This is a genomic window from Nocardia caishijiensis NBRC 108228 (assembly GCF_001612825.1).
In the GTDB taxonomy this organism is placed as follows: Bacteria; Actinomycetota; Actinomycetes; order Mycobacteriales; family Mycobacteriaceae; genus Nocardia; species Nocardia caishijiensis.
The window spans coordinates 123,610-134,658 of record NZ_BDBE01000006.1; the positions used below are offsets into that span (position 1 = coordinate 123,610).

Consider the following 11,049-nt stretch of genomic DNA (forward strand, 5'->3'; position numbering starts at 1 on the left):
GGGTATGACAGGAGCCTTCGATGACATGGACCTGCGGGATCTCGTCGACCTGCTCAGCGACGACGAGAAGAAGGAACTACGACCTGCCGTGATGCGGGTGCTGGAAAGACTGCCCTCCCAGGAGGTATTACGCCGCGATCTCAACCGTCGCCTGCTCAACGTTTGACCACCCACTCACGGCATACGAACCGAAGGCGGGGACCACCATGGTGGTCCCCGCCTTCACGCTTTCCCGCCTCAGAACACCCGCAGCGGTCCCGGGCTCCAGAACCCGTCGCGACCGGTGGTCGCGGTCTCCAGCTGGGCCGGTTCGGCCTGTATGTGCTGGTCGTAGCGTTCCAGTGAACCCCAGTCGCGGGCCCAGTCGTCCTTCAGATAGGTGGGGATGGTCACCCGGGCGGCCAGCATCTGCGCGAAGCCGAGCGGGCCACCGTGCTCCTGGGCCTGCCAGGTGTCGGTCGAGGAGATGGCCAGCGGCCGATCGGGCAGGATGCGGTAATTGGGCACCTCGGCCACGCCGTTCTCGTGCGCGAACGGACGCTGGCACGGGAACTGCAGGCCGACGGCCCAGTCGAGCAGCACCGGCTGGGTGCGGCCGATGAAGCTGTCGAGGGTCTGCAGCTTGGGCACGCGGGGCGGGGTGAACGCCAGCCACTGGTCACCGATCAGGATCGGGTCGTTGGCCAGGATGCGCACCGCGTTCGCCTCGGGTGCCAGCTCGGCCAGCGGCACACGCAGGTTGCGCCACGACGGCGCCGGTCCGATATCGCGCGGCTGGTAGGTGCCGAGCGGGGTGACGGTGCTGTCGGGGTTGCGGGTGCCGTACTCGACGAGCAGCGACTGGCCGTACTTGTCGGCGCCGGTGTCGTCCTTGGAGGCGATGCGACCCGCCGCGCTGATGACGACCAGCGGCGACTCCTCGCTGCGCTCCGGCAGCCCGTACCAGGACGACTCGAGGCGGGCGCGCTGCTGCATGCCCTCCTGGTAGGAGCCGAGCACCGGCGTCTGGGCGGGGTCGAGACCGAACGGCAGGGCGACGGTCGAGCCGTTGACGCCACGCGCGCCCTCACCACCGCCGGTGCCCGCGCTCTCACCTTCGGCGAAGGCGGCGCCGACCGACTGGTTGCTGGTGTTGCCGGTACCCGGCTTCACCTCGACGGCGTCGGCGGACAGGTCGCTCGGCACGCCGTTGGGGCCGAAGCCCTCGGCCAGGGTGCCGCGCAGCGGGTCGGCGGGGTCGACGAGCGGCCGCGACGGGTCGACGATCGGGTCGAGCCTGCCGCCGTTCGGGTCGGCCTCGACCAGCACGTCACGGGCCAGGCCGCAGGTCTGTCCACCGAGCGCGTCGATGTTGGAGCGGGCCAGCGAGTACGCCGGGTACTGCTGGGTGGCGCCCTTCACCAACGAGAGCACCTCGAACGCGACCATCAACCCGACCACCACGGTCAGCGGGATGGCGGCGAACTTGCGAATCCGCCTGCCGCGTTTGGTCTTCGCCGAGGGCTGCGGTTTCACATAGTCCTCGCGCAGCGCGTACCAGCCGACCAGCGCCAACCCGACACCGAACAGGATCAGCATCACGGTGTTGGAGTGCACGCCGTTCAGCGAGATGGTCTTGTCGAACCACGGCACGCCGTAGCTGGACACGTACCAGTAGCCGTTGATGCCCGAGAACGACAGGGCGAGCACGAACAGCAGACCGGCGAGGAAGATGGCCCGGTTCTTGCGCGATCGCAACGCGCTCTGCGACACGGCCACGGCCGTGACGGCGGCCAGCGATCCGGCGATGCCCGCGTACGCGCCGAAGTGGTGCGTCCACTTCGTCGGGTTGAACATCATGAAGAAGATCGTGCCGAACACCACGGCCATCAACCGCCACGTCGGACCCGACGCGATACCGGGCACCTGACGGCGGCGCAGCAGCACGAGCAGCGTGGTGAACAGGCACAGCAGCATCACCAGGAAGGCGAAGCGCCGCGCCAGCGAACCGTCGACGGTCTCGACGAACATGTAGTAGTAGCGCAGGTAGTCCTCGTACCAGGCCAGGTTCGGGCCGGTGGCCTGGCGCACCCGGTTGGCCTCCTGGATACCGGCGAAGGTCTGGTCGCTGTAGACCACGGTGAGCACGAGCACGCCCGCCGAGGCGATCGGCGCGAGCAGCGCTGCCGTACCGAACTGGCGATGACGTCGCACGATGATCCGCACCAGCGGCCGGATACCGGCCAGCAGCGCGGCCACACACATCAGACCGGTCGGTGCCGCGGCCAGCGTGAAGGCGGCCACGAGCACCGCGATACCGGCGGGCAGCAGGCGACCGGTGGCGATGGCACGCTCGATCGAGACCCAGGTGAGCAGCGCGCCGAGGGCGACGATCGGCTCCGAACGCAGGCCGTTGTCGAACGGCAGCCAGAAGGCGAGGAACACCAGACCGCCGGTCCACAGCGCCACCTGGCTGCGCTTGACCGCGTTGCCGAGGCGGGGTACCACTTCGCGGCTGATGACCATCCAGCACAGGATCGCGCAGATCAGCGCGGGCACCCGCACCCACGGGCTGGCCGTGGAGATCTCAGCGAACACCTGGATCACGTAGTAGTACCAGCCGAACGGCGCCTCCGGCACGCCGTACCAGCGGAAGTAGTTGGCCATGTAGCCCGCTTCGGGCGCGACCCGGACCATCGACAGGATGTAGCCGTCGTCGGAGGTGTTGGCGCCGACGAAGTGCCAGACGAGCAGCGTGCCGATCACCGCGCCGTCGGCCCAGGTGGGCTTCAGCCAGTTCTTCGGCAGGAACCGCCGGTGCCCGCGCCCGTCGCTGCCGTCGAGCTGGGCGAGCGCACCGAGTGCCAGCAGGGTGCACAGCACGGCCGCGATGATCGCGACGAGCTTCATCGCCGACGGGCTCGACGAGAACCGGGTGTCGATGGTCGAGGTGAGCGAAAGTCCCGGCGGGACCTCGCCTTCCAGGTCGGAGAACACGCCGACGATCTGCGGGCGCAGGTCGCCGCCGAGCTCGCCCTCCACGGGCACCCGGACGGTCTCCGTCGCACCCGGCTGACCGGGGATCGGCCGCTCGATCTCCGTCGTCAGGTCGGTGAAGGCGGCGCGGGTGCGGTGCTGGTCGGAGCTGATGGTGATGGTCGAGCAGGCACCCATCTCCGCGCGTGGCGCCGAGGCGACCACCGCGTTGCGGTCGACCACGTCGACGGCCGTGTCGGAGACGCGCACGAACAGCGCCTCGAGCGCGGCGCCGTCGCCCTGCGGCGGAGCGGTGGCCAGCAGCATGCCGCCCTGGGCGGGCAGCCGGTCCACCGCGGCGCACGGGATGGTGGCGTTCAGGTCGATCGGCACCTGCGACATCAGTGGCGCCTGCAGGTTGCCGAGCTTGCCGTTCTGCGGCCAGTTCAGCTGCGCGGTGGTCTGGGTGACCGGCAGGAACGGCGTCGCCACCGCGAACACGGCGCCCAGGAGTCCGGCGACCAGCGCGATCCATCGCGCGATCCGGAAGTCCTTCGCGGAGGCCACCGGTTCTGCGGGTGGCTTGGAGAGAACAGCTGTTGCGGCGTCTGGCACGGTTCGCCATGGTATCTGCTGGGTTGACTCAGTGTTGGTGTGCACGAGCCAGCGGTCGCGGAGTCATCCGGGGCACAGTGTGAAGTTCAAGCATTTCATTAGGTTTGGCCTGGTGGAGGCCATGATTCGGCAGTCAGCCCGATTTGCTTCCGGGTGATGCGATTCTGCTATCGATCCAGCTCTGCTCGCGACGGCGACAGCGGACCGCAGTTGGCACAGGGATTGAACGATGATACCAGCGCCGGTTGTCCAAGTTGATAAAAAGTGCGGTAACTGTTACAGACAGTAACGTCAGTGCATTCTAAGGCCGAAATCGCCGCGCACGTGCCCTTTTCACGAAAGATCCCGCACGAAATCGTCGCGATGAATCGAGCGATACAAACAATTCACATTCGTATTCTTGGACGTGACAGCTTTCATCCGAAAGTCTGTCGGCTTCACCTAGGAGTACGCATGAGCCATATCAATTTCTATACGCGTGCAGCCCTGGCTTCCGTGAGTTGTGCGGCAGCCGCAATTGCCTTCGGAATGGGACCGGCGCACGCCGCCGGATCCACCACCGTTTCGCCCGCCGGGGCGAGCGTTTCGGCAACCAATTCGGGGACGGTGAAGTTCGTGGCGGGCAGCGTCACGGTGACCTGCACGACCTCGAGCACCACCGGCGCGGTACCTGCCGCACCGAACAACTCGAACCCGAGCGGACCGGTGACGGTACCGATCGCGGCACCGAGCATCACCGGCTGCACCACGAGCATGTGGGGTGTGAGCGCCACCGTCACCACCAGCGGTAGCTGGGCGATCACCGGTCAGAACGGCTCGCCCATCACCGGCAGCCTGGTGATTCCCACCGGTGGCGCGGTGATCAAGACCTCCGGTCTCGCCACCTGCACCGCCGTCGTCGCCCCCACCGCCCCGGCCAACGTCGCCGGTTCGTGGACCAACGGTGCGCCCTCGACGGTGTCGCTGACCAATGCGTCGGCCCCCATCAAGGTGACCGGTGGTTTCGGCTGCCCGACCAGCTCGACCACCGGAACGGTGACGGCCACCTACAAGGTGAACAACACCACCACTCCGTCGGTGCCGATTACCGTCGGCCCCTGACAGCGGGTCCTTTTCACGGGTGTTGTCGCGGTGACGGGTAACGCGACGAAGTCACCGCAAATCGGGTGAAGCACACCGGTGTGCGAAATCGGCCCGCGTGCGTTCGGGTGCGCACGCGGGCCTCCACAATTTCCCGGCGCGGCCGACCCCGGTATCTTCCGCACCCCCCGCGTCCCTAGACTCGACCACATGACCAAGGTGAATCTCGTAACAAACCACGGACCGATCGTGCTCGAGTTGGACGACCAGGCCGCGCCGAACACGGTCGCCAACTTCGTGAAGTACGTGAACTCCGGCCATTACAACGGCACCGTGTTCCACCGCGTCATCCCCGGTTTCATGGTGCAGGGCGGCGGCTTCGAGCCCGGCCTGAAGCAGAAGCCCACCGAGGCGCCCATCCAGAACGAGGCCGCCAACGGCCTGAAGAACGACAAGTACACCGTCGCGATGGCCCGCACCAACGACCCGCACTCGGCCACCGCCCAGTTCTTCATCAACGTCTCCGACAACGCCTTCCTCAACCACACGGCCCCCCAGGGCCAGGGCTGGGGCTACGCCGTCTTCGGCAAGGTCGTCGACGGCACCGAGGTGGTCGACAAGATCGCCGCCGTCCCCACCGGCAACGCGGGCCCCCACCAGGACGTCCCCGTCGACGACGTCATCATCGAATCCGCAACCGTCTCCTGATCTTCCGACGCTTGCCCCGGGCCGCCACCGTCGTTACCGGTGGCGGCCCGTTCCGTATCAAGCGACCCGGGCTTTCAGCGGCTCGGTATCGAGAGTGATGCGACCGGATCAGGAATCGGAACCTGTGCCCCGAAGGGCTGGATGAGAATTCGTTCGTATTCGCCGTCGACCGGATTGCTCCGCACCACGACGGAACCCTTCTCCCGATCGACCAGGAGGTATATCGGAATGCCGGTTCTGGCGTAGGCGCGCGGCTTCTCGCAACGATCCCGACGGTCGGTGTCCTGACCGTGGCGGATCGGCCCATTCAGGCTGACCTGCGAAGACGCCGGTCGGCGCCAGCGCACCATCCGGCCGCGCGCGACCGGCCCGATACGAGTCGACTTCAGCCCGCGTTCCAGGAACAGCCATAGTTCGGGCCGCAGCACGAGCAGGACACGCGTCAGCCCCCTATCCTTCACCGCAGACGAAACCCAGTCTTACCGCCGTGATATCCCCCGCCCGAAGTCGCTGCACATCAGCGGGGTCGATATCCCATTTCGTCAGGTCCTTTGAGGCCGGATCCTGTGGGCTGGCAGTCATGTGGCAACCATCCTCGAACTTTCCTTTGATGCCCCAGTTGTAAGGTGCTGGACCACCAAGAGAAAAACGCCCACCCATGGTCAAACCAGGACCGGAGATCTTGTCAACCCAGCCGTCACCCGTATCAACCAGATACATGTACTCGTAAGAGCATCCGACATTTCCACAGTTGGATTCGAAATGCACGCGCTGATGTCCGATTATCACCGTTTGTTCGGCATGCCTCCGAGCCACTGAGCTCGGCGTTTCTCGTGCATAACAGTACGACGCAACGCCCAGGATCACAACGATTAGTAGTGAACCCCCAAGCCAACGACCGTAATTACCCTTTCGGCCTACTTGCATGTATATACACCATCGATCATGTCCGAAGCTATCTGGCGTGAGATATCAAATCGGTTGATATAGTCCTTGGCGGCGGGGCCGAACTCTTCATTCGGGATATAGGTATCCAAGAATTTTGTCTCCGAATTATATCCCGCCGCCAAATACTCATCCCGCGTATAATTCTCCTGCAGCCCATCTGGAGCTTTTCCTCCCAACTCCTCTTGGATGCGTTTGAGGTTGAAGGCTGCCGCCTTGATGGCCAACGAGTCGTCGTCGGCAACGAGCGCCCACTGTTTCCCAGCGAACTCCTCGGGATACTTCTCCTTGAGCTTATTGAATGTTTCTTCCTTCATGTTCGTTATTCCCAGAGAGTTCCCGTATCCATCAGTCACTTCTCTGGGCCTCGTGGTGACATATCTAAAAGCGTCGTAGCCCCAGCTCGCGCTCTCCTGGAGGGCGCTCTCGGCGCGGTCTCCTCCTTCTTGGTACAAAATGGCCAGTACTACTCGAGGATCCACACCAGCTTGGTTTCCATACAGCACCGCATCGTCGACCCATTCCCTCATGTTGGCATTCGCATTGCCGTAGTCGCGCTGACCCTCAGGGTTCAGTGTGCATTTGACCACCCCTGACTTCCAGCTCCCGCGGTTTGCTATCTCATCAATAGGGGAATTTGCGATCTCCTCCAATGAAGTCTTGATCCCGGCCAGTTGTTCAGTATCAGGGAAATTGGGGCGTTGCCCCAGATCATAAACTCGATGCCCCGCGATCGAATTGGAAAGCGTAGTTGCAGCGCTTGTGATCTCCGAAGCATCGAAATCGACCGCCGCCCGAATGTCCACAGCTTGCGCCGAAGCCGTGGCCGTTACTGGAGCAACCGCCATGCCCTCCAGGGTACCGGGGAACGCTCCCGGCGTTGCGGCCACCAGTTTCGACCGGAAGTCGGCAACAGCGCTCGAAAAGTCAGCGATTCCTGAAGAAAATCCGCATGCGGCAGACCGTATGCCGACGACTGCGGTCTTTATTGTGGTAAGGATGTCAACGACATCTTGCGTTTCCGGCGCTTGGAGGGATCCAAGAGAATCCGATAATTGCTGTAGGTTTCCAGGTGCAGCAAGGCAAGCGGAATGCTCAGCGAAAGCAGTCCATGCGGCGGCAGCCTTTCGTAGCGCATCGGTATCACCGTCGGTGACATCCGTACCCGCACTTCGAAATACGGAAAGTATGTCGTCGCGAAGTTCAATCGGTGTGGTCGTGAGACCTCGATTGGGTGTCGTAAAGGGCGGCGGGAGCGAGTCGGGGATCTTGATATTATCTCGTGCCCATCCGGCATCAGACGACGCGTACTGCATCGACGGACGTTCGCCGGTCCGTGATTCGACATCGGCGTCGTAATTCGCGACCTGCCAATTGAAGCCAGCGAGATCAAACATCCGGCCCACGGTATGCAACGCACGACCGTAGGCAACAACCGTATCGATAAAGCACTCAGACTTGCTGTAATACTCAGTATTCCAGGCGGAAGAAACCTGATCATTTCCCCCCATTCCATCCGTGCCCACCATCTGCGGATTCAACACATCCGCGACGCCGCTCTTTAATTCGGCCAACCCCGCGTACATTGATTTTGCTGCTTCGTAGTACACCTGCGGGTCCACTTTAATAGGTGCCATTTTCTAAACTCTCGTCCAAGTTCAACGGTCAAGACCGGCGCTGAAAGATTCGCGTGTTGGTATCCCCGGCGTCGGAGTAGCTGCTGCGGGCAGACTGTGCGGCGTCGCACAAACTGGTCAATGCATTACCGATGTCCGCGACAGCGGTACCCCAGTCGCGGTGCGCCTCAGCGAATGCCGCCGCAGCAATTCCTTCCCACGATGAATTCAGTGCGTCAATCCGCTGTTGCAAATCAGCGAGTCCATCTGTCAGATACTGTTGATATCCTCGGATACGAATGGTGACCTCTTCGAGGTCATCGAGGTCTACGCTGAATGATTCACTCACGCGATATCCTACAAATCTAGAGAGAAAATGGATTCTGCGCTTCCAGTGTCGGTCGCCTGGAAGGTCTCGGCGGTAACTCCCAGCTTTTCTGCGAGCTCGAACAGTTCATCCCACACACGGCGTGAGCCAGTTTGCATGTCGCCCCACGCACGTTGATATGACTCGGCCGCGGTACCAGTCCATGACGCGAGTAACTGCACGATGGAGGTGTCCAGCGAGTCGGCCCCGGACCGCAGGTCGGTGGCCACCCGATAGGCGACCCTACCGATCTCCTGAACTTCTTCGGGTATGACTGAGACGCTGCCACTCATGGATCCCCTCCCCTTCAGGCATATAGCAGATTCGGACAGTATCAACCCATCCCCGAGCAGGCCAGCCCTGGGCCATGTGGCCCGTCCCAATTGCGGAGAGGATCACTGCGAGCTAATCCAACCACCGCGCAGGGGCTTCCGCGCCGGGCGAAGCAACATTGTTGCTGATCAACAGCTTTCGGGTGTAACGTCGCCCACAATAGTTCGGCCCCCGGCAGCGCTACCAACGCTCGCCGAGGGCCTGGGTACGAAACAGACACCAGCTATTCGCACAGTAGCGGCAAACCTACCCGTATCACGCAGGCATGCTCCAGCGCCGAGCGTTCGTCCTGATGCCAAGAGCAGGTCGATGTTCCCGTGCTCGGACGCGACCAGTCGTTTCGTTCCCGGGTTCTGCCAGGTGGGCTGCGCTGCGGTCGTCACCGACGAGCCCGATCGGGGAACAGTCGACCCACTAAACAGCCGTCTGCGAGTACCCCAGTCGTACGCCTCGCACGTACGCACCGTGACGGCCGGGAGTGCACACCTTCGCCACGGTCCAACCCACGCCACGCGTCCGATGCGACGCGCGGCCAGAAGTGTTGGCCGAGAAGGTCTATCGGGGCATAGCGATCGGGAGTCCGGGGAAGTGGGACACGACACCGGCCCCCCTGGGTGCTCGGTTCGGGGCTCGGTCAGGACTGTGGGTGACCGGCCGACGGTAGAGTCTGGGTTCAGCAGGGGTCGGGGTCTGCTGCTCGAACCGCAGGTGCGCGTGGAGATGCAGAGCTTCCACGGCGAGCGTCAGAACCAGGTCGCCGGCATCGTCGGCTCGGAAGCCGCTGTGGCAGTGCAGTTCACGACCCGAGACGAGCGCCGCACCAGTCGTGGGCGTTAGCTAGGCTGCCTGCCGCGACTTTCACGGCAGGCAGCCGTGGGCGAGCTACAGCGGCAGGACGTGGTGCTTGCGGGGGTTGCGCTGGATCTTCTTGTCCTGGAGCAACTTCAGGGCTCGGCGAAGTTCGAGGCGGGTGGTTGAGGGTTCGATGACCGCGTCGATGAAGCCTCGTTCGGCGGCGATCCAGGGGGTGGCGATGTTGGCGTTGTAGAAGTCGATCAGGTTCTGGCGGATCGCGGGGCGCTGGTCTTCGGGGGCGGCGGCCAGTTGGGCGGCGCCGAGGAGGGAGACCGCGCCTTCGGCACCCATGACGGCGATGCGGGCGGTCGGCCAGGCGAGGTTGATGTCGGCGCCGAGCTGCTTGGAACCCATCACGGCGTAGCCGCCGCCGTAGGACTTGCGCACCACCAGGGTGATCTTGGGGACCGACGCCTCCACGTAGGAGAAGAGGAAACGGCCACCGCGCTTGATCACGCCGACCTTCTCCTGCTCGACACCGGGCAGAAAGCCGGGGGTGTCGACGACGAAGATCAGCGGGATCTCGAACGCGTCGCACAGGCGGACAAAATGCGATGCCTTGTCCGAGGCGCGCGCGTCCAGGGCACCGGCGGCGGCCATCGGCTGGTTGGCGACGACGCCGACGCTGCGGCCGTCGACACGGGCGAAACCGGTGATGATGTTCGGGGCGGTGCCCGCGCTGATCTCCTTGAACTCGCCGTCGTCGAAGATGCGCAACAGGATGTCGTGCATGTCGTAACCGGCGTTGTCGGAGTCGGGCATGATCGAGTCGAGTTCGCGGTCGGAATCGGTGATCTCCGGTTCCATGCCGGGGTTCACGATCGGCGGCAGTTCCTGGCAGCTCGACGGCATGTAGCTCAGGTACTCGCGCACCCACTCGAAGGCCGCGGCCTCGTCCTTGGCGACATGGTGGATGTTGCCGTTCTCGGCCTGGGTGCGGGCGCCGCCCAGCTCCTCGAGGCTGACGTCCTCACCGGTGACCTGCTTGATGATCTTGGGACCGGTGACGAACATCTTGGTGTCCTCGGTCGCCACGACGACGTCGGTGCAGATGGGCTGGTACACAGCGCCACCGGCACAGTTGCCGAACAGCACCGAGACGAGCGGCACCATGCCCGAGAGCGGCTCCACATTGGTGGCCAGCCACGCGGTCCAGGCGAGCGAACTGATCGCGTCCTGCACGCGCGCGCCACCGGAGTCGTTGATGCCGACCAGCGGGATGCCGACCTTGGACGCGTACTGCATGAGCCCACACAGTTTGCGGCCGAACGCCTCGCCGACCGAACCGCCGTACACGGTCTGGTCGTGGGAGAACACCGCGACCGGTCGACCGTCGACCAACCCGTGCCCGGCAACCACACCATCGCTGTAGAGCGCCTTGGGGTCGCCCGCGGTGCGCACCAGCGCACCGATCTCGACGAAGGTACCCGGGTCCATCAGCATGTTGATCCGGTCGCGGGCGCTGGGAATGCCCTTACGCGCCCGCTTTTCGATACCCTTCGCGCCCGCGGGCTCTTTGGCGAGCTCGAGCCGCTGGTTCAGATCGGCAAGCTTTTCGGCGGTCGTGCTCAACTA

11 protein-coding genes are annotated in these 11,049 nt (G+C 64.0%); 3 read left to right on the forward strand and 8 right to left on the reverse strand.

Annotated elements, in window-relative coordinates:
• The first annotated feature begins 4 nt into the window (after positions 1 to 4).
• Entirely contained in the window at positions 5 to 166 is a 162-nt protein-coding gene (locus tag NC7_RS28845) for a hypothetical protein (RefSeq protein WP_157101793.1), read from the forward strand.
• A gap of 71 nt (positions 167 to 237) precedes the next feature.
• On the opposite strand, the gene NC7_RS01305 is transcribed toward NC7_RS28845, so the two are convergent.
• A complete protein-coding gene (locus NC7_RS01305) occupies positions 238 to 3,570 on the reverse strand; it encodes an arabinosyltransferase domain-containing protein (RefSeq protein ID WP_067977786.1) in 3,333 nt (1,110 codons plus the stop codon).
• Positions 3,571 to 4,040: 470 nt separating this feature from the next.
• Complete coding sequence (locus NC7_RS29935; RefSeq protein ID WP_236573192.1) at positions 4,041 to 4,343, reverse strand: hypothetical protein; 303 nt, start codon at positions 4,341 to 4,343, stop codon at positions 4,041 to 4,043.
• Between NC7_RS29935 and NC7_RS29940 the strand changes: the two genes are divergently transcribed.
• Positions 4,333 to 4,671, forward strand: a complete 339-nt coding sequence (locus NC7_RS29940; RefSeq protein ID WP_236573190.1) for a hypothetical protein — start codon at positions 4,333 to 4,335, stop codon at positions 4,669 to 4,671. The two genes, NC7_RS29935 and NC7_RS29940, sit on opposite strands and share 11 nt — an antisense overlap.
• A gap of 189 nt (positions 4,672 to 4,860) precedes the next feature.
• Positions 4,861 to 5,358 (forward strand): peptidylprolyl isomerase, encoded by a 498-nt coding sequence (locus tag NC7_RS01315; RefSeq protein WP_067977789.1) that lies wholly within the window; start codon positions 4,861 to 4,863, stop codon positions 5,356 to 5,358.
• A gap of 74 nt (positions 5,359 to 5,432) precedes the next feature.
• On the opposite strand, the gene NC7_RS01320 is transcribed toward NC7_RS01315, so the two are convergent.
• From NC7_RS01320 to NC7_RS01335, 6 genes are all read right to left on the reverse strand, one after another.
• Positions 5,433 to 5,786, reverse strand: coding sequence for a Uma2 family endonuclease (locus NC7_RS01320; protein ID WP_201449849.1), 354 nt, complete (start codon positions 5,784 to 5,786; stop codon positions 5,433 to 5,435).
• A gap of 22 nt (positions 5,787 to 5,808) precedes the next feature.
• Positions 5,809 to 6,078, reverse strand: coding sequence for a hypothetical protein (locus NC7_RS28850; protein ID WP_157101794.1), 270 nt, complete (start codon positions 6,076 to 6,078; stop codon positions 5,809 to 5,811).
• Between the two features lie 197 nt (positions 6,079 to 6,275).
• Positions 6,276 to 7,913: a hypothetical protein gene (locus NC7_RS28855; protein WP_167352393.1), complete on the reverse strand. Its 1,638-nt coding sequence runs from the start codon at positions 7,911 to 7,913 to the stop codon at positions 6,276 to 6,278.
• Positions 7,914 to 7,968: 55 nt separating this feature from the next.
• On the reverse strand, positions 7,969 to 8,268 hold the full coding sequence (locus NC7_RS28270) for a WXG100 family type VII secretion target (protein ID WP_159372840.1): 300 nt from the start codon (positions 8,266 to 8,268) through the stop codon (positions 7,969 to 7,971).
• Positions 8,269 to 8,276: 8 nt separating this feature from the next.
• Positions 8,277 to 8,579 (reverse strand): WXG100 family type VII secretion target, encoded by a 303-nt coding sequence (locus tag NC7_RS01330; protein ID WP_067977794.1) that lies wholly within the window; start codon positions 8,577 to 8,579, stop codon positions 8,277 to 8,279.
• A 922-nt stretch (positions 8,580 to 9,501) separates the two neighbouring features.
• Positions 9,502 to 11,046: an acyl-CoA carboxylase subunit beta gene (locus NC7_RS01335; protein ID WP_067977796.1), complete on the reverse strand. Its 1,545-nt coding sequence runs from the start codon at positions 11,044 to 11,046 to the stop codon at positions 9,502 to 9,504.
• Positions 11,047 to 11,049: the final 3 nt, after the last annotated feature.

Bases quoted from the DNA above. Each gene is read 5' to 3' on its own strand.
- NC7_RS28845 (WP_157101793.1), top strand. From the start codon at position 5: ATGACAGGAGCCTTCGATGACATGGACCTGCGGGATCTCGTCGACCTG.
- NC7_RS01315 (WP_067977789.1), top strand. From the start codon at position 4,861: ATGACCAAGGTGAATCTCGTAACAAACCACGGACCGATCGTGCTCGAG.
- NC7_RS28850 (WP_157101794.1), bottom strand. From the start codon at position 6,078: ATGTATCTGGTTGATACGGGTGACGGCTGGGTTGACAAGATCTCCGGT.
- NC7_RS01330 (WP_067977794.1), bottom strand. From the start codon at position 8,579: ATGAGTGGCAGCGTCTCAGTCATACCCGAAGAAGTTCAGGAGATCGGT.